Source organism: Pseudomonas sp. PSB11 (assembly GCF_014596605.1).
GTDB classification, from domain to species: domain Bacteria; phylum Pseudomonadota; class Gammaproteobacteria; order Pseudomonadales; family Pseudomonadaceae; genus Aquipseudomonas; species Aquipseudomonas umsongensis.
The window spans coordinates 33,432-55,771 of sequence record NZ_NOIO01000007.1 but is presented as its reverse complement, the minus strand read 5'-3'; the positions used below and the strand labels follow the sequence as shown (position 1 = coordinate 55,771).

The window sequence follows — 22,340 nt, the reverse complement described above, 5'->3', positions numbered from 1 at the left end:
AAGGCTTAATCAGCCGCACCACAAACCTACTGGCCTGCCACCTTCACCACAGCAGGCTTCAACACCAGCCACAATGCCGCCGCAATCAACACCCCGCCGTAGACATGCGCCATCGACAATGGCTCATCCAGTAACAGCGCCCCCCACAACACGCCGAACGGCGGGATCAGGAAGGTCGTGGTCATCGACCTCACCGGCCCGACCGAACTGAGCAAGCGGAAGTAAACGATGTACGCAAGCGCGGTACACACCAGCCCCAATCCCAGCAACGACAACCAGACACTCCAGCCGCCCCAGCTTGCCGGCGGTTGGCTGATCACGCTGTAGCCGAACAACGGCAACAGGAACAGCGTGGCGCCGAGCATGCTGCCCAATGCAGACAAACGGCTGTCGAGGCCGCCGGCCTGGTCCAGCCAGCGGCGGGCGAGGAATCCGGCGAATCCATAACAGGTGGTGGCGAGCAGGCAGGCGAGGGCGCCCATCAGCAACTGCAGGTCGAATGCGACCGGGCCCGCGCGGGTCAGCACACCAACGCCAAGCAATCCGAGCAATACCCCGCCGAGCTTGGCGGCGGTGAGTCTCTCATGAAAGAACAGACCACCGATCAACACGCCCATCAGTGGTGTGGTGGCGTTGAAAATCGCCGAGTACCCGGCCGGCAGCACCTGGGCGGCCACTGAATACAGGGTTGCCGGAATCCCGGAGTTGATCACCCCAAGCAGCATCACAGTCTTGAGCTTGCCTTTGAAATCCCAGCTGATGCGCATCAGCCCGAGGATCAGCAACAAGCCGGTAGCGGCAATCGACACGCGGAAAAAGGCCGTAGGGATCGTGCCAATCACCGGGGCGATGATGCGCATGAATAGAAAGCTCGCACCCCAGATGGCCGCCAGTGACAGTAAACGGACTATATCGACGGGGTTCACGCTGCTCTCCTTCCTTGATCGGGACGAGAGTGTTGCCGAGCGGCTGATCCATGGCAACCGGAAAACGGGCAAATAACCCGCGCGCAAAATTACACTTCTCCTGCACCCGCTTCACTGGCTAAGCTCAGGGCTCACGAATTCCCGCAGAGGTCTCACCATGCCGCAGCAATGGCCAGCCGCCGACATCGCCCGCCTGATCCTCGATGGCTTTGACGATTACCGCGAGCATTTTCGCCAGATCACCGACGGCGCCCGGGCCCGCTTCGAGCAAGCCAGGTGGCAGGAGACGCAGTCGGCGTCGGCGGCGCGGATCAATCTCTACGAAGAAAAAGTCAGTGAAACGGTGGCCCGACTGCACACCGCCTTCGACACCGACACGCTGGACGTCAGTTGCTGGCCGCTGGTCAAGAGCGCGTACATCACCTTGATCGACCTGCGCTTCGACGATGAATTGTCCGAGACCTGGTACAACTCGATTTTCTGCGGCCTGTTCAGCCATGACCTGATCAGCGACGGCTGCATGTTCATCCACACCACACGCCCGAGCCTGCGCCGGGCCCGCGCCGCGCAAACCCGCACCTACAAGCCCCAGGGCCAGCTGGCGGGCATGCTGGCGAGCATCTTCGCCGATTATCGCTTCAGCGAGGACTACGCCGACCTGCCCGGCGACCTGCGCCGCCTTGAAGCGCAACTGCGCGAGAACCTGCCCGATTGGGTGTGCAAGGACCCTGAGCTTAGCGTCGAGCTGTTTTCCTCGGTGCTCTACCGCAACAAGGGTGCCTACCTGGTGGGACGCATCTACACCGCCGATGAGCAATGGCCATTGGCGATCCCGCTGCTGCACCTCGAGGGGCGGGGCATCCAGATCGATGCACTGATCACCGACGAGGCGGACGTGTCGATCATCTTTTCCTTCACCCGTTCGTATTTCATGGTGGACGTGCCGGTGCCGGCGGAGTTCATCGGCTTCCTCAAGCGCATCCTGCCGGGCAAGCACGTCGCCGAGTTGTACACCTCGATCGGCTTCTACAAGCATGGCAAGTCCGAGTTCTACCGCGCGCTGATCAACCACCTGGCCAACACCGACGACCAGTTCATCATGGCGCCGGGCGTGCGCGGCATGGTCATGAGCGTGTTCACCCTGCCGGGTTTCAACACGGTGTTCAAAATCATCAAGGACCGTTTCTCGCCGTCGAAAAACGTCGACCGCGCCACGGTGATCGAGAAGTACCGGCTGGTGAAAAGTGTCGACCGTGTCGGGCGAATGGCCGACACCCAGGAGTTCGCCGACTTCCGCTTCCCGCTGAGCAAGTTCGACCCTGCGTGCCTCGAAGAACTGCTGGAAGTCGCGCCGTCCACGGTGTCGGTGGAAGGCGACACGGTGTTGATCCGCCACTGCTGGACCGAGCGACGCATGACGCCGCTGAACCTGTACCTGGAAAACGCCAACCCGGCGCAGGTTCGCGAGGCCCTGGAGGATTACGGCCTGGCGATCAAGCAACTGGCGGCGGCGAACATCTTTCCCGGGGACATGTTGCTCAAGAACTTCGGCGTCACGCGGCATGGGCGCGTGGTGTTTTATGACTATGACGAGATTTGCTTCCTGACCGAAGCCAACTTCCGCCACATTCCGCAACCGCGTACGCCGGAAGATGAGATGGCGTCCGAGCCTTGGTATTCGATCGGGCCGCTGGACGTGTTTCCAGAGGAATTCCCGCCGTTCCTGTTTGCCGATTCGGGCCAGCGCAAGTTGTTCGATCAACTGCACGGCGAGTTGTACAACGCCGATTACTGGAAGAGCCTGCAAGAGGCCATCCGCGCCGGCAAGGTAATCGACGTGTTCCCGTATCGCCGCAAGGGCCTCGATAACGAGTAACCCCCCCCACACAGATCGTTCCCACGCTCTGCGTGGGAGCGATCAGGGAACCAGCGATCACATGGCAGCGCAAATCTGCGACAATCGCCCCCCTGCGCCACTAGACGACTGAATTGCGTACCTGATGACCGACGAATCGCCCTCCATCGACAAACTGCTGAAAAACCTCGATCACGCCATGCTCGCCGACCGCCACCGGCTGCGGCGGCAGTTGCTTGAGCTGCGCAAGAAACCCGACGAGGCCAAACTGGCCCAGTGGGTAGCGCGGATGCAGGCGTCCTGTGACCAGGTGCTGGCCCGCCGTGCCAGCCTGCCGGTGATTCGTTACGACGACAGCCTGCCGATCGCCGCCAAGCGCGACGAAATCAAGAAAGCCCTGCAACAGCATCAGGTGCTGATCATTGCCGGCGAAACCGGGTCGGGTAAAACCACCCAGTTGCCGAAGATCTGCCTGGAAATAGGGCGCGGCCAACATGGCCTGATCGGCCACACCCAACCGCGTCGGATCGCCGCGCGCAGCGTGGCCGCCCGGGTGGCCGAAGAACTCGGCACGCCGTTGGGCGCCCTGGTCGGCTATCAGGTGCGGTTCGAGGACCAGAGCGATTCCAATACGTTGATCAAGCTGATGACCGACGGCATCCTGCTGGCGGAAACCCAGAACGACCGTTATCTGGAACGCTACGACACGATCATCGTCGACGAAGCCCACGAACGCAGCCTCAACATCGACTTCCTGCTCGGTTACCTGAAAACCCTGCTGCCGCGTCGTCCGGACCTGAAAGTCATCATCACTTCGGCGACCATCGACCTGGAGCGCTTCTCCAAGCATTTCGACGATGCGCCGATTGTCGAAGTCTCCGGTCGCACCTTCCCGGTGGACACCTGGTATCGCCCGCTCACCCTGGAACAGGACGAGGAGGGCAACCGCGTCGAAGACGACCTGACAGTGGATCAGGCGATCCTCGCCACCCTCGATGAAATTGCCGCCTATGAGCGCAGCGAACGCCGCAGCCCCGGTGACGTGCTGGTGTTCCTGCCCGGCGAGCGCGAGATTCGCGACGCTGCCGACATGCTACGCAAGGCCCAGCTTAAACACACCGAGATCCTGCCGTTGTACGCGCGCCTGTCGCCGGCCGAGCAGCAGCGGATTTTCCAGTCGCACCCGGGCCGGCGCGTGGTGCTGGCGACCAACGTTGCGGAAACCTCGCTGACCGTGCCGGGCATCCGATACGTGATCGACAGCGGCACCGCGCGCATCAGTCGCTACAGCTACCGCGCCAAGGTCCAGCGCCTGCCGATCGAAGCCATTTCCCAGGCCAGCGCCAACCAGCGTAAGGGCCGATGCGGACGGGTCGAGCCGGGCATCTGTGTGCGCCTGTATAGCGAAGAGGATTTCCTCGGGCGTCCGGAATTCACCGATCCGGAGATTCTGCGCACCAACCTGGCCGCGGTTATTTTGCAGATGCTGCACCTGCGCCTCGGCGAGATCACCGCGTTCCCGTTCATCGAACCGCCAGATGGCAAGGCGATCAGCGACGGTTTCAACCTGCTGCAAGAACTCTCGGCAGTAGACCGCAACAGCCAGTTGACCCCCCTCGGGCGCCAGTTGGCGCGGCTGCCGGTGGACCCGCGCATGGGCCGCATGCTGCTGGAAGCGGCGAAGCTCGGCAGCCTGCAGGAAGTGCTGATCGTCGCCAGCGCCATGTCGATCCAGGACCCGCGCGAACGTCCGCCGGAACGCCAGCAAGCGGCGGATCAGGCCCATGCGCAATGGAAAGATACCGACTCGGACTTCGCCGGGCTGGTCAACCTGTGGCGCGGTTTCGAAGAGCAGCGCCAGGCGCTGACGGCGAGCCCGCTGCGTAACTGGTGTCGCAAGAATTTCCTGAACTACCTGCGTCTGCGTGAATGGCGCGACTCCCATCGCCAATTGAGCCTGATCTGCCGCGACATGCAGTTGAGCCTCAATAAAGAGCCGGCGGACTACCCGAAACTGCACAAGGCGGTACTGGTGGGGTTGCTCAGCCAGATCGGCCAGAAAACCGAAGACGGCGATTACCTCGGCGCGCGTCAGCGACGATTCTGGATTCACCCCTCGTCGGGTATCGGCAAGAAGCGCCCGCAATGGTTGATGACCGCCGAACTGGTGGAAACCACCAAGCTGTATGCACGCATGGTGGCCAAGATCGATGCTGACTGGATCGAGCCGCTGGCCGGGCACCTGATCAAGAAAAACCACTTCGAACCCCATTGGGAGAAGAAGCGTGGCCAGGTCGTGGCCTTCGAGCAGATCACCCTGTTCGGGCTGATCGTGGTCGGCCGCCGGCCGGTGCATTACGGTCCGGTTGATCCCGTGGTGTCCCGTGAACTGTTCATCCGTGAAGCGTTGGTGCGCGGCGAGATTCAGTCGAAAGCCAAATGCCTGACCGCCAACAAGCAATTGCTCGAACAACTCGACGAACTGGAAGCCAAGGCCCGTCGCCGCGATATCCTGGCTGACGAAGAAACCCTCTACGCCTTCTACGATGCGCGCCTGCCGGCCGAGATCCACCAGACCGCGACCTTCGACAGCTGGTATCGGATCAACAGCCAGAAAGACCCGCAACTGCTGATCATGCGCGAGGAAGACGTGCTGGCCCGCGAAGCCAGTGAAGTCACCGCCCAGCACTATCCGGACACGCTGCACATCGGCGACCTGGAACTGGCCCTGAGCTACCACTTCGAACCGAACCACCCGCGCGACGGCGTGACCCTGCGGGTACCGGCACCGCTGTTGCCGATGCTGCCGCCGGAGCGCCTGGAGTGGCTGGTGCCGGGCGTGATCGAAGCCAAGTGCATTGCGCTGGTGCGTAACTTGCCCAAGGCCTTGCGCAAGAATTTCGTGCCGGTGCCGGATTTCGTCAAAGCCGCATTGCAGCGCATGACCTTCGCTGAAGGCTCGTTGCCCCAGGCCCTGGGTCGCGAGTTGTTGCGCATGACCGGTGCCCGGGTCAGCGATGAGGCCTGGAGCGAGGCGGCGCAGCAGGTCGAAAGCCATCTGCGGATGAACCTGGAAATCGTCGACGCCCAGGGCAAGTTCCTCGGCGAAGGACGCGACCTGGCCGAACTGACGGCGCGTTTCGCCGAAGCCAGCCAGGCTGCCCTGGCGGTACCGCAAACCGCGAAAAGCCAGCAGCCGGTCGAACCGAAAGTGTTCGCCGCCGTCGCCGAAAAAACCCAGCAGAAGATCGCCGGCCTGTCGATGACGGTCTATCCGGCGCTGGTGGAAGAGGCGGGGACGGTCAAGGAAGGACGATTCTCGACCCCGGCCGAAGCCGAGTTCCAGCATCGCCGTGCCCTGCAGCGCTTGCTCCTGCAACAGCTGGCCGAGCCGGCGAAGTTCCTGCGCGGCAAGTTGCCGGGCCTGACCGAACTGGGCCTGCTGTATCGCGACATGGGCCGTGTCGATGCACTGGTCGAAGACATACTGTTGGCCAGCCTCGACAGCTGCATCCTCGACGGTGAAGACCCCTTGCCCCGTGATGGCGCCGGGTTGGCATCGTTGGCTGAGCGCAAGCGCGGTGCCTGGACCGAACATGCCGAACGCGTGGCGAAACTGACCCTGGAAATCCTCAAGCTCTGGCACGGCCTGCAAAAGCGCTTCAAGGGCAAGATCGACCTGGCGCAAGCCGTGGCCCTGAACGATATCAAGCAGCAGCTCAGCCATCTGGTGTATCCGGGGTTTGTCCGGGAAACGCCGATGCAGTGGCTCAAGGAATTGCCGCGCTACCTCAAGGCCATCGAACAGCGTTTCGAAAAAATCGGCGCCCAGGTGCAACGGGATCGGGTCTGGAGCGGCGAGTTGTCCGGCCTCTGGACGCAATATCAGACCCGCGCCAACAAACACGCCCAGGAAGGCAAGCGCGATCCACAGCTGGAGCTGTATCGCTGGTGGCTGGAGGAGTACCGGGTTTCGCTGTTCGCCCAACAGCTGGGGACCAAGGTGCCGATCTCGGACAAGCGCCTGAACAAGCAATGGAGCCAGGTCGAGCCCTGACATGGCCCCCTGTAGGAGCGAGCAGGCTCCGGGCGGCGTTCCGACGATGGACTTCAACGATGACGCTGGGTGCCTGATACCCCGCGGCGTCCTCAAGCCCATCGTCGGAACGCCGCCCGGAGCCTGCTCGCTCCTACAGATATCGAGTTGTACCGCCTTACTTGCAAAAGGGGCGAAAATCCAAGGTTTATGGCAAACTTCGCGACCATAAGCGCCAGTTTCACGGGCTAGAGCCTTCGGCCAGCTCGCGCGACGGATCAAGCGATGCCAGGTTTGCGTCCCCGGGATGGGAATAGACCCTTTGCGTATTGGTACGCCTGTACCAATACTTTCTGCCTGAACAGATTAGAGACACGACCATGCATAACGTCGTCATCAGCGGCACCGGCCTGTACACCCCGGCCAACAGCATCTCCAACGAAGAGCTGGTGCAGTCTTTCAATGCTTATGTCGCTCAATTCAACACCGACAACGCCGAAGCCATCGCCCGCGGCGAAGTCGAGGCGTTGACCGAATCCAGCGCAGCGTTCATCGAGAAAGCCTCCGGCATCAAAAGCCGTTTTGTCATGGACAAGGAAGGCATTCTCGACCCGCAGCGCATGGCGCCACGCTTGCCGGAGCGCTCCAACGACGAATGGTCGGTGCTTTGCCAGATGGCCATCGGCGCAGCTGAACAAGCCCTGCAACGTGCCGGCAAGACCGCCGCGGACATCGACGGCGTGATCGTCGCCTGCTCCAACCTGCAACGCGCTTACCCGGCCATCGCCATCGAAGTCCAGGAAGCGCTGGGTATCGAGGGTTTCGGTTTCGACATGAACGTGGCGTGCTCCTCGGCTACTTTCGGCATCCAGGCCGCGGCCAACAGCGTCCAGCTGGGCCAGGCCCGGGCGATCCTGATGGTCAACCCGGAAGTCTGCACCGGCCACCTGAACTTCCGGGACCGCGACAGCCACTTCATTTTCGGCGATGCCGCTACCGCGGTGATCATCGAGCGTGCGGACCTGGCCACCTCTGGTCACCAGTTCGACATTGTCAGCACCAAGCTGCTGACCAAGTTTTCCAACAACATCCGCAACAACTTCGGCTTCCTCAACCGCGCCGCGGAAGAGGGCATCGGCGCCAAGGACAAACTGTTCGTGCAGGAAGGGCGCAAGGTGTTCAAGGAAGTCTGCCCGATGGTCGCCGAGCTGATCGCTGCGCACCTGGAAGAGAATCAGCTCAACGTCAATGACGTGAAGCGCTTCTGGCTGCACCAGGCCAACCTCAGCATGAATCACCTGATCGTCAGGAAGCTGCTGGGCCGTGAAGCTACCGAGCAGGAAGCGCCGGTGATTCTCGATACCTATGCCAACACCAGTTCGGCAGGTTCGGTGATTGCGTTCCACAAGCACCAGGACGATCTGGCCGCGGGCTCGCTGGCGGTGCTCAGCTCGTTCGGCGCCGGTTACTCGATCGGTAGCGTGTTGCTGCGCAAACGCTGAGTTTTTCGCCGTAGCTGAAAAGATCGCAGCCTGCGGCAGCTCCTACATGGATCGCTGTTCAATCGCGATATCGCGTTGAACCCGATCGTGTAGGAGCTGCCGCAGGCTGCGATCTTTTTTTACGCCATAGAAACAGCCCGGCGTCGACCTATCGGAGGATGATGGGGACCGATAGATCAACGCCAGGCTGCAAGAGTGGCTCAGGCATCCGTGCCGGAGTCGTGTAGCGGGAAATCAGAACTTCGCTTCGGCATCCAGTTGCAGGGTGTTGATGTCGGAGTCTTTCAGGTTGACGCTGGCGTTGGTGTAGTCGGAGTTCGCCATGAAATACGTCGCACCCAGGGTGAAGTTCTTGTCGAGCTCGTAGCTGACTTTCAGCTTGCTGCCACGCGAACCGGTGAAGCCGTTGGCGAAGTCGGAATCGGTGAAGGCACCCACCACCGCGTTCTGTTGCACGTCGCGATAGTTGTAGTCCAGGCCAAAGCCGTAGATCTTGGTCTTGACGCCGGCCAGCCAGCCGGTGTCCTTGTCGTTGCTGGCTTCGGCGTTGTGCACGTACTGGCCGTACAGCGACAGCGGCATTGGCAGGCCGCCGATGTCGATCTGGCTGAACCCTTCCCACAGACGGAACTGCTCGCCCGGGGTGTTACCGTTGACGGCCAGTGCGCATGGCGAGGTGCTGGCGGTGCAGGCGCTGTCTTCGTCGTTGTCGTAGTTGTAGAGGCTGCCGCCCACGGTCATTTTCAGGTTGTCGGTGATGGCGAAACGCGCACCCAATTGACCAGCGTACAGGCGCAGGTCGTGCTTGAACTGCACCCCTTCGCCGTCGACGTTGTCCTTGAGAGTGTAGTGACCGGCGCTGCCGAACAGTTCGGTGTTGCCCAGCGGGTATTTGTAGGTCAGGGCCAGGCCTTCGGGGTTGATGTCGCTGTCCCAGATGATGTCGCCCATGCTCACCCACGGCTGCAGCATCTTGCCGCCGATCACGTGCAGGTTCTTGATGGCGTCGGGGTGGTAGTCGACATAACCCAGGTCCAGCCAGATCTGCTTCTTGTCGAAGTAGTTGTTGAGGTCCTGGTTGGTGGAGCGAGCGTCGTCGCTGCTGCCGGTGGCAATACGAATGCCGGTGTCCACTTGCGGGTTGATTTCGCTGAACGCACCCAGGCGGGCACGAATGCGCTGGCGATCCTGGTCTTTGTTGTTGGGAACGCCATCGTTGTGCACGTTTTCCTGACGGAAACGCACGTCGCCCTTGAATTGGGTCTTGGCAGCCCACGCCAGCTTCTGGTCGAAGGTACTCAGCTCATTGGTTTTCTTCGCGGTGGCCGCGATCTGCTCGTTGGTCTCTTGCTGGGCCTGGCGAGCGATTTGCTGGTCTTTCTGATCCCTTGCCAGCTCGGCTTGCAGTTCGCTGTACTGGGCGTTGGTAATCGAGCCGTTAGCCTTGAGCATGTCGAGCAGTTTGGCGTCGACTGCGGCGCTGGCAGGCACACTCATGGCCAGCAGCAGGCCGCCACACAAGGCCGCCGCAGTTTTCGTGGAAGCAAGACGCATATCAATCTCCGAAGATGAGAGTGGATGGCTGGACCATCCTGGGCACAACCGACCATGGGGTGGACGGAAAACAGTGGCCGGATATAACCCGGCGCTCTAAAAACAGGCGCCAGTATCGCGATGCTTTATGACAGTGCAGTGGCAGAGTGATGGCATGTCTGTGACGGTGCCCAAGCGTTGCAAACGACTGATCCAGAGCGCTGTCGTCGAATTGCCCGTGTGCAATGCACTGCGATAAGCGATACTCGCCAAGCTTTCACGCCATGAAGAGTGAGGACGGTGATGCCGTTGCAACGTCTGCAAAGTCTGTCGGAAATCGACCCGCAAACGTGGGATGCACTGGTACCCGAGAACCAGCCATTTCTGCGCCACGGGTTTCTCGGCGCGTTGGAAGACAGTGGTAGTGTGGGACCCCATTCCGGCTGGCAACCCGAGCATTTGCTGCACGTCGAAGGCGATCGACTGATCGCCGCGTTGCCCAGTTACCGCAAATGGCATTCCTACGGCGAGTACGTGTTCGATCACGCCTGGGCCGATGCCTGCGAACGCGCCGGCATCGATTACTACCCCAAGCTTTTGACTGCCGTACCGTTCAGCCCGGTCAGCGGGCCACGCTTGCTGGCGACCAGGGTCGAAGATGGTTTCGAATTGCTCAAGAGCCTGCCGGGCTACCTGGAGATCGAACAGCTCTCCAGTGCCCATATCAACTTCACCGACCCGTTCACCGACGCCGCACTGGCCGAACAACCTGGCTGGCTGCAACGCATCGGTTGCCAGTACCACTGGCAGAACCGTGGCTATCGGGATTTCCAGGATTTTCTCGACGCCCTGAGTTCGCGCAAACGCAAGCAGATGCGCAAGGAACGCGAGCAAGTGGCCGGGCAGGGGATCGAATTCGAATGGCTCGAGGGTCGGCAACTGACCGAGGCACAATGGGATTTTGTCTATGCCTGCTACGCCAACACCTACGCGGTTCGCCGGCAACGACCTTACCTGACGCGGGAATTTTTCAGCCAGTTGGCCGAGCGCATGCCGCAGGCGATACGAGTGGTGTTGGCCAAACAGGGCTCACGCCCGGTGGCGATGGCCTTCAGCCTGGTCGGTGGCGACAGTTTCTACGGTCGTTACTGGGGCTGCCTGGCGGAGTTCGACCGCCTGCATTTCGAGACCTGTTTCTACCAGGGCATGGACTACGCGATTGCCAATGGATTGGCGCGTTTCGATGCCGGTGCCCAGGGTGAGCACAAGCTGATTCGCGGTTTTGAACCGGTCATTACGCACTCCTGGCATTACTTGCGTCATCCCGGCCTGAAAGCGGCCGTGAAGGACTTTTTGCAGCAGGAGCGGATCGGTGTGTTGGCGTACGCGGATGAGGCAAAGACCGCCTTGCCTTACCGGCAAGGCTGATCTTCGCCGTGCTGGCGCTCAGAGCTTTTCCTTGCCCAGCCAGCGATACAGTACGCCGCCGACCACCGCGCCGAGCAGCGGCGCGACCCAGAACATCCACAATTGCTGGATCGCCCAGCCACCAACGATCAGTGCCGGGCCGGTACTGCGTGCCGGATTGACCGAGGTGTTGGTGACCGGGATCGAGATCAGGTGGATGAGGGTCAAGGCCAGGCCAATGGCAATCGGCGCAAGCCCCGCCGGCGCGCGGTTGTCGGTGGCGCCGAGGATGATCAGGATGAACATGGCCGTCATCACCAACTCACAGACAAACCCCGCCGCCATCGAGTAGCCGCCAGGGGAATGTTCGCCGAAGCCGTTGGACGCCAGGCCTCCCGCCAGTTCGAAACCGGGCTTGCCACTGGCAATGAAGTACAACAGGGCGGCCGCAATCACCGCGCCAATCACCTGGGCAATGACATAGGCCGGCAGTTCCTTGGCCGGGAAACGCCCGCCGACCACCAGTCCCAGCGATACCGCCGGATTGAGATGACAACCGGAAATATGGCCAATGGCGAATGCCATGGTCAGCACCGTCAGGCCAAACGCCAGGGATACCCCCAGCAAACCGATGCCGACATCCGGGAACGCAGCGGCCAGTACAGCGCTGCCGCAACCACCCAACACCAGCCAGAAGGTACCTACCAACTCCGTAGCGGAACGTTTGAACAGAGACATGAGGGAATGTCCTTTCGAGATTTTACTGCCTTTCATCCAGTTGATGGACTGCAGAACCACCTCCAGAACCCTGTGTCAGTACAGCACCGTTTTCATAAAGTTCCAATGGGCATAAAAAAACCGCCAACACCCTTGGTGCGGGCGTGGCGGTTGTTTTTGCGGCGGTTACAACGCCTAGTCGATCCCCACAAACCCCCCGGTCTGGTGTTGCCACAACCGCGCATACAAACCGCCGTGGGCCAGCAATTCGGCATGGCTACCGGTTTCGGCGATCTTGCCATTCTCCAGCACCACCAGCCGGTCCATCCGCGCGATGGTCGAGAGTCGGTGGGCGATGGCGATGACGGTCTTGCCCTGCATCAGGGTTTCGAGGCTTTCCTGGATGGCCGCCTCGACCTCGGAATCCAATGCCGACGTGGCCTCGTCCATGATCAGGATTGGCGCGTCCTTGAGCAGGACGCGGGCGATGGCAATGCGCTGGCGCTGACCGCCAGAGAGCTTGACCCCGCGTTCCCCGACATGGGCATCGAAGCCGGTGCGGCCTTCGGCGTCCGACAAGGTGGGGATGAAGCTGTCGGCCCGGGCCTTGTGCACCGCTTCCCAGAGTTCGGCATCGGTGGCGTCGGGTTTGCCGTACAGCAGGTTGTCGCGTATCGAGCGATGCAGCAGCGAGGTGTCCTGGGTAATCATGCCAATGCGTTCGCGCAGGCTTTCCTGGCTCACCTCGGCGATGTTCTGCCCGTCGATGAGGATGCGCCCGCCTTCCACGTCATACAGGCGCAACAGCAGATTGACCAGGGTCGACTTGCCCGCACCGGAAGGACCGATCAGGCCGATCTTCTCCCCGGGTTTGATCGTCAGGTTGAGCCCGCCGATGATCCCGCTCTGTTTGCCGTAGTGGAAATCCACATTTTCGAAACGTACTTCGCCTCGGGCTACCGCAAGGGGTTTGGCCTGGTCGCGGTCGGTGACGCTGACCGGTTGCGAAATGCTCTGCAAGCCATCCTGGACCATGCCGATGTTTTCGAAGATGCCGGTAACCACCCACATGATCCAGCCGGACATGTTGACGATGCGGATCACCAGCCCGGTCGCGAGTGCAATGGCGCCCACGGTGATCAGCGACTGCGTCCACAGCCACAGGGCCAGGCCGGTGGTGCTGACGATCAACAGGCCGTTCATGCTGGTGATGACCACGTCCATGCTGGTCACGACACGGCCGGCCAGTTGGGCTTTTTCGGTTTGCTCCTTGATCGCTTCGCGGGCGTACTGTTGCTCGAAGTTGGTGTGGGCAAACAGCTTCAGGGTGGTGATGTTGGTGTAGCCGTCGACGATCCGCCCCATGAGCTTGGAGCGCGCATCGGAGGCCACCACCGAGCGATCCTTGACCCGTGGCACGAAGTAGTAGAGCGCACTGATGAAGGCGATGATCCAGGTCAGCAGCGGGATCATCAGGCGCCAGTCGGCTTCGGCGAACAGCACCAGCGAGCTGATGGCGTAGATCAGCACATGCCACAGCGCATCCACCGCCTGCACCGCTGAATCGCGCAGGGAGTTGCCGGTTTGCATGATGCGCTGGGCGATGCGCCCGGCGAAGTCGTTCTGGAAAAAATTCAGGCTCTGCTTGAGCACGTAGCTGTGGTTCTGCCAGCGGATCAGGCTGGTCATGCTGGGGCTGAGGGTCTGGTGCACCAGCAGGTCATGCAGGCCGACGAATACCGGGCGCAGTACCAGCGCTACCACCACCATCCAGGTCAACTCGAGGCTGTGTTGCTTGAAAAAATCCGCGTTGGGCGTGCCCTGGGCCAGGTCGATGATGCGGCTCAGGTAGCTGAACAGCGCCACTTCAATCAGTGCGCCGATCAGGCCGACGATCAGCAGGGCGGCAAAACTGGGCCAGACCTGCTTGAGGTAGTAGGTATAGAAGGGCAGGACCCGATCCGGCGGTGCGGCAGTCGGGGCATCGCGGAAGACGTCGATCAGTTTTTCGAAACGGCGATAAAGCATCGGTTATTCACCCGCGAGCGGGCTCTCCTTCAACGGTTTGAGCGTTGCCGGCAACACCGGCAACGGCCCGGACATCCTTGTCCAGCTTAGTCTTAGTCGATGCGCTTGGCCGACTTGATGAACACCGGGTCGGCGGGCACATCCTTCATGCCATTGCGCACGGTAGTGGGCGAATTGACGATGATGTCCACCACGTCCATGCCCTTGACCACTTTGCCGAACACCGCGTAGCCATCACCCTGGTCGAGGAAATCGTTGTCCTTGACGTTGATGAAGAACTGGCTGGTGGCTGAGTCAGGTACCGAAGTACGGGCCATGGACAAGGTGCCACGAACGTTGACCAGGCCGTTCTTGTGCTCGTTCTTGATCGGCGCCTTGGTTTCCTTTTGCTGCATTTGCTGGGTGAAACCGCCGCCCTGGACCATGAAGCCCGGGATCACACGGTGGAAGATCGTGTTGTTGTAGAAGCCGCTGTCCACGTACTCAAGGAAGTTCTTGGTACTGATCGGGGCCTTGACCGGGTCCAGTTCGATTTCGATCTGGCCGTTGGTGGTTTCCAGAAGAACGTGTGGCGCCTTGGCGGGCGTTGCCGCCATCAGGTTGGCGGCAAACAGTACGGAGCCAGCGGCGAGGGCGATTTTTTTCAGCATGGGTCAGTGATCCTGAGTGTGGAGGTGTCGACTGCGGTGAGAAACTCGAGCAGCGTCTGGTTGAAGCGTTCGGGCTGGTCCAGCGGGGTGGCGTGACGCGAATCGGCGATCACGGCCAGCCGCGCATTCGGCAGCAGCCTGACGTAGTTTTCCTTCAGCGCGACCGGCGTGTAGTCGCGGTCGGCACTGACGATGAGGGTTGGACAGGAAATCCTCGAAAGTCGTTCCTGCACCCCCCAGCCAACAATGGCATCGAAGCTGGCGAGATAAGCATGTTTGTCGTTTTTTGCCCAGCGCTCGGCCATCTTTTGTCGCAAATCAGCCTGTTCTGGCTTGGGGAACAGTTTGCCGCCCAAGGCTTTGCCGATGCTGTGAAGACTGAGTACGCGCATCAGGCTCCAGCGTTTGAACCACTGCCAATAATCGTCGCGGGTGCGCAACTTGACCTCGGGTGCGCTATTGACGATGCACAGGCTCTTGAGCAATTGCGGCTGGTCCGCGCCCAACTGAAAGCCGATCATGCCCCCCATCGACAACCCTACGTAATGCACGGGCTCCAGGTTCAGGTGCTCGATCAGCGCCACCAGGTCGGCGCTGAACCCGGCGATGCTGTAGCGCTCGCGGGGCTTGTCGGAGCGCCCATGGCCGCGCACATCCGGAACGATCACCCGGTAGCGGGCGGCCAGCGTGGGGATCTGTTCTTCCCAGTCGAGGGTACTGGAACCAAGGCCGTGGACGAGCAGCAACGGCGCGCCGTGGCCATATTCCTCGTAGTGCAGGTTGCAACCTTCGTGTTCGAAATAGGCCATGCATTACCTCCGTGTCAGGCTTGTTCTGGGGCGGCGAACGGTGCGTCCAGGGGGGCGGTGTCGAACGTGCGCAGCAGCTCGACAAGAATCTGCGTCGCCGGGCCGAGTGGTTTTTCCTTGTTCGAATACAGGTAAAAACTCGGGTTGCGGCTGCCGCCCTGGTCCAACGGTAGCACCTTGAGCGTGCCTTCCTTGAGTTCCCGTTCGATCATGTGCCTTGGCAACCAGGCGAATCCCAGGCCGCTGCCGACAAAAGTGGCGGCGGTGGCCAGGCTGCCGACGGTCCAGCGTTGTTCGGCACCGAGCCAGCCGACGTCCCGTGGTTGCTGGCGCCCGGAGTCGCGGATGACCACTTGCAGCTGGCTTTCCAGGTCCTGGAAATTCAGTTCGCGATTGAGGCGGTGCAGGGGATGTTCCGGATGCGCGACCGCGACGAACTCGACGTCGCTCAATTCCGCGCCCAGGTAACCGGGAATGCTGAAACTGCTGATGGCCAGGTCGGCCACGCCTTCGAGCAGGACCTCCTCCACACCCGATAGCACCTCTTCGCGCAGGCGCACGCGACAGCCGCGGCTTTGCGGCATGAACGCGGTCAGCGCGCGGACCAGGCGGGCGCTCGGGTAGGCGGCATCGACCACCAGGCGCACTTCGGCTTCCCAGCCTTGCTCCATGTGATGGGCCAGGTCTTCGAGCTGACTGGCCTGTTTCACCAGTTGCCGGGAGCGGCGCAACAACACCCCGCCAGCCTCGGTGAGTACCGCCTTGCGCCCGTCGATGCGCAACAACGGCACGCCGAGCTGGTCTTGCATGCGCGCCACGGTGTAGCTGACCGACGATTGCGAGCGGTGCAGCGCTTCGGCGGCCTGGGCGAAACCGCCGTGGTCGACCACGGCTTGAAGCGTTCGCCATTGATCAAGGGTCACGCGGGGCGCTTTCATGATGGGCTCCTGTTGTCCTAAGCTGCGCAGTTCTTATTGGAGACTGCTGAATGAAAAAAATCTGTTCTTTGTTGCTGGCGATGCTGCCAATGACTGCGTTTGCTTATCCGATCGACGTACAGAAAGAGCTCAATGGACTGAAGATCGACTACACCACCTATGCCTCCGATTACGACATGGGCTCGATCACCGTGAACAACTACGGCGACACCGCTGCCGAATGCTCGGTGGTGTTTCGCAACGGTCCTGAATCGCCAAAGACCCGCAGGGTCAACCTGGACGCGGGTAAAAGCGCGGATCTTTCCGCCAAGTTCAATCGCAAGATCATCAAGCTGTACATCAGCATGACCTGCAAGCCGAAATGACCTCCAGCGGAGCACGCCCATTGCTGATGCTCCGCTTATAAACGAAATTATCGATTGGTTATAGCAGTTATTTGCGCTTTTTTATCGATATGACTCTGTTTAACCTTCACTCCATCGACTTACAGCATTCTCAGATGGAGCCTACAAACCATGTCCCGTGTTCTGATCATCGAAAGCAGTGCCCGTCAGCAAGATTCGGTTTCCCGTCAACTGACCCAGACCTTCATCAGCCAGTGGCAAGCCGCGCACCCCGGCGACCAGATCACCGTTCGCGACCTGGCTGTCAATCCGGTACCGCATCTGGACATCAACTTGTTGGGCGGCTGGATGAAGCCCGCCGAGCAACGCAGCGACATCGAACAGCTTTCCCTTGAACGCTCCAACCAGCTGACCGACGAGTTGCTCGCCGCCGACGTGCTGGTAATGGCCGCGCCGATGTACAACTTCGCCATCCCGAGCACCCTCAAGGCCTGGCTTGACCATGTGCTGCGTGCCGGCGTCACCTTCAAGTACACCGAAACCGGACCGCAGGGTTTGCTCAGTGGCAAGCGCGCTTATGTACTGACGGCGCGCGGCGGGATCTACGCCGGCAGCACCGCGGATCACCAGGAACCCTACCTGCGCCAGGTCATGGGCTTCATCGGCATCCACGACGTGACGTTCATCCACGCTGAAGGCATGAACCTGGGCGGCGACTTCCAGGAGAAAGGCCTGAACCAGGCGAACGCCAAGCTTTCCCAGGTGGCCTGAGTTGTTAATCGCCAGATAATCACTGGATGGTCTAGTGACCTGGCGCGTAACCCTTCAAGCCTGCACGCGCATCGAACCTCCCTTTGCACTTGTTGCTCCTGAGTGCTCTAGCCCGATTGAACGCTTTAGCGAGATCGGGCTTTTTTTTGCCTGGTATCTGGGATGCACACACCTCTGTAGGAGCCGGCTTGCTGGCGATGACGGGGTCTCATTCAGCAGTGATATCTGCTGATACATGACCATCGCCAGCAAGCCGGCTCCTACAGGGTGCGATCACAGGCAAAAACCGCTATCTTCGCCGCCATTCAAAACGAGGCGAGCATGGGCTATCTACTTTTTGTCACGCTGATCCAGGCGTTTTCCTTCAGTCTGATCGGCGAGTACCTGGCCGGTCATGTCGACAGTTACTTCGCGGTGCTGATACGCGTGTTGCTGGCGGGGCTGGTGTTTATCCCGCTGACCCGCTGGCGCTCGGTGGAACCGGGCTTCATGCGCGGCATGCTGCTGATTGGCGCCCTGCAATTCGGTGTGACGTATGTCTGCCTGTACCTGAGCTTTCGCGTGCTGACGGTGCCGGAAGTGCTGCTGTTCACCATCCTCACGCCGCTGCACGTGACCCTGATCGAAGACGCGTTGAACCGTCGCTTCAACCCCTGGGCCCTGATCGCGGCACTGGTGGCGGTGGCGGGGGCCGCGGTGATTCGCTTCGACCGGATCAACCCGGATTTCTTCATGGGTTTCCTGCTGCTGCAACTGGCCAACTTCACCTACGCCGCCGGGCAGGTGCTCTACAAACATCTGGTCGCACGTCATCCCAGCGACTTGCCGCATTACCGGCGCTTTGGCTATTTCTACCTGGGCGCATTGGCGGTGGCATTGCCGGCGTTCCTGCTGTTCGGCAAACAGAACTTCCTGCCTGAAGCACCGCTGCAATGGGCGGTGCTGTTGTTCCTCGGCCTGGTATCGACCGCGTTGGGGTTGTACTGGTGGAACAAGGGCGCGTGCCTGGTGAATGGCGGGACCCTGGCGGTGATGAACAACTTGCATGTGCCGGTGGGGTTGCTGATCAATCTGTTGATCTGGAATCAGCATGAAGAATTGGGACGATTGTTGCTCGGTGGTTCGGTGATCTTGATGGCTGTGTGGATCAGCCGGTTGGGTGTACGCCAACCAGCTATTGCGCATTAGTGGCCGCGAGATTGATTTCGACGATGGCACTGTCAACCATCAGGCAGTGCTAGCGGCGACTGGATGAACCCACCCCCCCTTGAAACCCGCTGATTCCAGAAACGGCTGAATATCGCCACTCTCCTTATCGAGCACCCTGATTCCCCCGCTTGTAGTCCCTGATGAAGATTCGCCAGTCCTGGTAAATCTTCAGGCCGCTCGGCCCGCCGTCAGTACAAACCAATTCCCATCCGCCTTTAAGCGAGTCGATCGCACGCCGTTGGTCGTGGGCGTTCGCTCGCGGTAAAATGCAATTGCGTTTCAAAATAAATCATTACAAGGAAAAAGGCGACTCTGTTTTTTAGCCGGTAATGCAGGATTTTATTGATTTTCATCGAAGGCTTGACGAGGCGTATTGTTTTTTGAGTATCTATAAAAAGAACGTCGTTTCAAAAAACAATAAAATTGGAGTGATTTGCATGTTCAACTTTCCATGGCACACCCCCCGCCTGCCTTCCATATGCCGCATTGCCACATTCGCTGGTTGTGGGTTTGCAGCCACCGTTGCCCAGGCTGATTTCCTGAAGGACAGCCATGCCGATCTGTCGATGCGCAACTTGTACTTCAACAGCGACAACCGTGACGGTGCAGCCAACCCTTCAAAAACGGAGGAGTGGGCCCAGGGTTTCATTCTCGATTACCGCTCTGGTTACACATCCGGGCCTGTCGGCGTCGGTGTCGATGCCATGAGTATGCTTGGCGTAACGTTGGACAGCGGAAAAGGCCGGCACCTCGGTAGTACGATGATTCCTTCCGATGGCGACAGCGCGGCCAGTGAGTGGAGTAGCTTCGGCGCTACGGCAAAGGCAAAGCTGAGCCAGACCGAGCTACGATATGGTCAATTAATGCCAAAGATTCCGGTGCTGTTAGCGTCGGATGGTCGGTTGCTACCGCAGACGTTCCAAGGCGTGCAGCTGCAATCCAGGGATCTGGATAATTTCACGTTCACAGGTGGTGCGCTGAACCGTGCGAAGGGGCGAGCCTCGACCGATCGCACGGGCTTGGCGGTAAACGGCGGAACCCAGGAAAGTAACCGGTTTTACTTTGGTGGCATCGACTACCGCGTCAGCCGCTCCTTGTTGCTTCAGTATTACGGGGGGCAGTTGGAGGATTACTACACGCAACATTTCGCGGGGCTCAACCACAACTGGGATCTTGGCGATAACGGCTCCTTAACCAGCGACCTCAGGTATTTCAGAACCCGTTCCGATGGCGCCAATGGCACCACTTCCGGACGTAGTCAGGGGTACGTGGCGAGCGGATACACCTCGGGCGGCGACGGTGAGATCGACAATAATCTGTGGAGCGCTGCCTTCACCTATCGCTTGGGCGGGCATGCGCTGACCCTGGGTCATCAAGAGGTATCCGACGACAGCAACTTTGTGCAGATCAACCAGGGCTCGATCGATAAGGGGGCCGGTGGTAGCAGTCTTTATCTTTTGACCGACAAAATGCTGCTTAACTTTACCCGTGCGGGTGAGCGGACAGGGTTTGCGCAATACGCCTATGATTTCACCGCTCTTGGCGTACCTGGGCTCAAGGCTACCGTGATGTACCTGAAGGGTGATCACATCCAGACATCGAGTGGCATCGAGCAGACGGAATGGGAGCGTGACCTGTCTCTGGATTACGTTATCCAGAGTGGCACCTTCAAGAATATGGGCTTCACTTGGCGCAATGGAATGTCACGCAGCGAGGCGACGCGCAACGGTGATCAGAACCGCCTGATCGTCAATTACACATTGCCGCTGTTCTAGACGCAAAAAAATAGAACGGCGTTGCATTTTGTTATTTGTAAAGGCACTGTATGTGCCGCGCCCCGTCCTTGATTCATGAGCTGATACACCGATTCAAACGGCTCCCTGGAGTTGAGCGCATACCTATTCAAAAATTACCGGATTTCCGCCGAGCGTAGGTGAGACAAGAAAATGGCCAAAGCTGCCGATGTGGTTGTGCAATGCCTGGAAAGTGAAGGCGTCGAGTATGTATTCGGCATTCCCGGCGAGGAAAACCTTGACCTGCTTGAATCCCTACGCAAGTCGACGATCAAGCTTGTGCTCACGCGTCACGAGCAATCCGCCGGCTTCATGGCCGCCACCTACGGCCGTCTCACGGGTAAGACTGGCGTCAGTCTTTCCACCCTCGGCCCTGGTGCAACGAATCTGGTGACTGCCAGCGCGTACGCCTATCTGGGCGGCATGCCCATGATGATGATTACGGGCCAGAAGCCGATCAAGAAGTCCAAGCAAGGCCGTTTTCAGATCATTGATGTGTGCGGCATGATGGCGCCGATTACCAAGTACACCCACCAGTTCGCCTCGGCAGACAACATCCCGGCGCGGATGCGTGAAGCGTTTCGCCTCGCTGAAGAGGAAAAGCCCGGAGCCGTCCATCTGGAACTGCCGGAAGATATCGCCGCTGAGCAAACCGATAGCATGCCGATGCCGCGGAGCTTGCATCGCCGTCCATTGGCCGAGCACAAGGCTGTCGAGGCTGCTGTCGAGAAGTTGCAGAACGCTCGCAGTCCAATCCTGGTGATTGGCGCAGGTGCCAACCGCAAAATGACCGCCAAGGTTTTGAAGCAACTGATCGACGATACCGGCATTCCCTTTATCACCACCCAGATGGGCAAGGGCGTGGTTGATGAGCGCCACCCGCGCTTCCTCGGCAACGCCGCGTTGTCGTCGGGAGACTTCGTGCACCGCGCCGTCGAGGCTGCCGACCTGATTGTCAACATCGGGCACGATGTGATCGAGAAGCCGCCATTCTTCATGGTGCGTGGCGGCACCGAAGTCATCCACATCAACTTCCGCTCTGCTGAAGTCGATGCCGTGTATTTCCCGCAGATTGAAGTCATTGGCGATATCGCCAACGCCGTCTGGCAGATCGGCGAAGCGCTGAACGATACCAGCCATTGGGATTTCACACGGCTGATGGCGATTCGTGATGCGAACGAAGCCCAGATCATCGAAGGGGCGGACGACAACAGGTTCCCGGTCTACCCACAGCGCCTGGTTGCCGACATTCGTCGCGTGTTGCCGTCCGAGGGCATCGTTGCCCTGGACAATGGCATCTACAAGATCTGGTTTGCCCGCAACTATAAGGCGCACAAACCCAACACCGTGCTGCTGGACAACGCGCTGGCGACCATGGGGGCAGGGCTACCGTCAGCCATGGCCGCGCATTTGGTGTACCCGGATCGTCCGGTGATCTCCGTGTGTGGGGACGGCGGCTTCATGATGAACAGCCAGGAGTTGGAGACAGCGGTTCGCCTGAACATGAATTTGACCGTGGTGATCCTGCGGGACGACGGCTACGGCATGATCCGCTGGAAGCAGGCGAACATGGGCTTTACCGATTTCGGCCTGGATTACGGTAACCCCGATTTCGTGAAGTACGCCGAGGCCTATGGCGCCAATGGCCACCGCGTGGAGAGCGCCGAGGGTTTCCTGCCGTTGCTGGAACACTGTGTGAAGACACCTGGTGTGCATGTGATCGACTGTCCTGTCGATTACAGCGAAAACGACCGCATCCTGAACATGGAGTTGCGCCAGCGTAGCGCGGCCATTTGATCTAAAACCAGGTTCTTAACCCCTG

General features: G+C 60.1%; 15 protein-coding genes and 1 pseudogene. 9 read left to right on the top strand and 7 right to left on the bottom strand.

Annotated elements, in window-relative coordinates:
* Window positions 1-26: 26 nt before the first annotated feature.
* Window positions 27-926, bottom strand: a complete 900-nt coding sequence (locus CGA21_RS10975; protein ID WP_110752587.1) for a DMT family transporter — start codon at window positions 924-926, stop codon at window positions 27-29.
* 157 nt (window positions 927-1,083) lie between these two features.
* On the opposite strand from CGA21_RS10975, the gene aceK reads away from it, so the two are divergent.
* The 3 genes from aceK to CGA21_RS10960 all read left to right on the top strand — a co-directional run bounded on the left by aceK (window position 1,084) and on the right by CGA21_RS10960 (window position 8,319).
* On the top strand, window positions 1,084-2,802 hold the full coding sequence (gene aceK / locus CGA21_RS10970; protein WP_110752589.1) for a bifunctional isocitrate dehydrogenase kinase/phosphatase: 1,719 nt from the start codon (window positions 1,084-1,086) through the stop codon (window positions 2,800-2,802).
* 124 nt (window positions 2,803-2,926) lie between these two features.
* Window positions 2,927-6,838 carry an ATP-dependent RNA helicase HrpA gene (gene hrpA, locus CGA21_RS10965; protein WP_110752591.1) on the top strand — a complete coding sequence of 1,304 codons (3,912 nt, stop codon included), beginning with the start codon at window positions 2,927-2,929 and terminating at the stop codon, window positions 6,836-6,838.
* Between the two features lie 359 nt (window positions 6,839-7,197).
* Window positions 7,198-8,319, top strand: coding sequence for a beta-ketoacyl-ACP synthase III (locus CGA21_RS10960; RefSeq protein WP_110752593.1), 1,122 nt, complete (start codon window positions 7,198-7,200; stop codon window positions 8,317-8,319).
* 234 nt (window positions 8,320-8,553) lie between these two features.
* Here the strand turns inward: CGA21_RS10960 and CGA21_RS10955 are convergent, their stop codons facing one another.
* Window positions 8,554-9,873 carry a putative porin gene (locus CGA21_RS10955; protein ID WP_110752595.1) on the bottom strand — a complete coding sequence of 440 codons (1,320 nt, stop codon included), beginning with the start codon at window positions 9,871-9,873 and terminating at the stop codon, window positions 8,554-8,556.
* 282 nt (window positions 9,874-10,155) lie between these two features.
* Between CGA21_RS10955 and CGA21_RS10950 the strand changes: the two genes are divergently transcribed.
* Entirely contained in the window at window positions 10,156-11,280 is a 1,125-nt protein-coding gene (locus CGA21_RS10950; RefSeq protein ID WP_188264198.1) for a GNAT family N-acetyltransferase, read from the top strand.
* 18 nt (window positions 11,281-11,298) lie between these two features.
* On the opposite strand, the gene aqpZ is transcribed toward CGA21_RS10950, so the two are convergent.
* The 5 genes and pseudogenes from aqpZ to CGA21_RS10925 all read right to left on the bottom strand — a co-directional run bounded on the left by aqpZ (window position 11,299) and on the right by CGA21_RS10925 (window position 16,401).
* Window positions 11,299-11,997 carry an aquaporin Z gene (gene aqpZ, locus CGA21_RS10945; RefSeq protein WP_110752599.1) on the bottom strand — a complete coding sequence of 233 codons (699 nt, stop codon included), beginning with the start codon at window positions 11,995-11,997 and terminating at the stop codon, window positions 11,299-11,301.
* A 174-nt stretch (window positions 11,998-12,171) separates the two neighbouring features.
* Entirely contained in the window at window positions 12,172-14,004 is a 1,833-nt protein-coding gene (locus tag CGA21_RS10940; RefSeq protein WP_110752601.1) for an ABC transporter ATP-binding protein, read from the bottom strand.
* Between the two features lie 92 nt (window positions 14,005-14,096).
* On the bottom strand, window positions 14,097-14,654 hold the full coding sequence (locus CGA21_RS10935; RefSeq protein WP_020801287.1) for a peptidylprolyl isomerase A: 558 nt from the start codon (window positions 14,652-14,654) through the stop codon (window positions 14,097-14,099).
* A 3-nt stretch (window positions 14,655-14,657) separates the two neighbouring features.
* Window positions 14,658-15,463: pseudogene (locus CGA21_RS10930) on the bottom strand (alpha/beta fold hydrolase).
* Window positions 15,464-15,477: 14 nt separating this feature from the next.
* Window positions 15,478-16,401, bottom strand: coding sequence for a LysR family transcriptional regulator (locus CGA21_RS10925; RefSeq protein WP_020801289.1), 924 nt, complete (start codon window positions 16,399-16,401; stop codon window positions 15,478-15,480).
* Between the two features lie 50 nt (window positions 16,402-16,451).
* Between CGA21_RS10925 and CGA21_RS10920 the strand changes: the two genes are divergently transcribed.
* From CGA21_RS10920 to CGA21_RS10900, 5 genes are all read left to right on the top strand, one after another.
* Entirely contained in the window at window positions 16,452-16,766 is a 315-nt protein-coding gene (locus CGA21_RS10920) for a 3-phosphoglycerate kinase (protein ID WP_110752605.1), read from the top strand.
* A gap of 150 nt (window positions 16,767-16,916) precedes the next feature.
* On the top strand, window positions 16,917-17,516 hold the full coding sequence (locus CGA21_RS10915; protein ID WP_033044030.1) for an FMN-dependent NADH-azoreductase: 600 nt from the start codon (window positions 16,917-16,919) through the stop codon (window positions 17,514-17,516).
* A 321-nt stretch (window positions 17,517-17,837) separates the two neighbouring features.
* The gene (locus CGA21_RS10910; RefSeq protein ID WP_110752607.1) at window positions 17,838-18,704 is read left to right on the top strand and encodes a carboxylate/amino acid/amine transporter; all 867 of its coding nucleotides are present in this window, start codon (window positions 17,838-17,840) and stop codon (window positions 18,702-18,704) included.
* A gap of 458 nt (window positions 18,705-19,162) precedes the next feature.
* Complete coding sequence (locus tag CGA21_RS10905) at window positions 19,163-20,500, top strand: OprD family porin (protein WP_188264197.1); 1,338 nt, start codon at window positions 19,163-19,165, stop codon at window positions 20,498-20,500.
* A 171-nt stretch (window positions 20,501-20,671) separates the two neighbouring features.
* Window positions 20,672-22,315 carry an acetolactate synthase large subunit gene (locus tag CGA21_RS10900; protein WP_020795415.1) on the top strand — a complete coding sequence of 548 codons (1,644 nt, stop codon included), beginning with the start codon at window positions 20,672-20,674 and terminating at the stop codon, window positions 22,313-22,315.
* The last annotated feature ends 25 nt before the right edge of the window (window positions 22,316-22,340 follow it).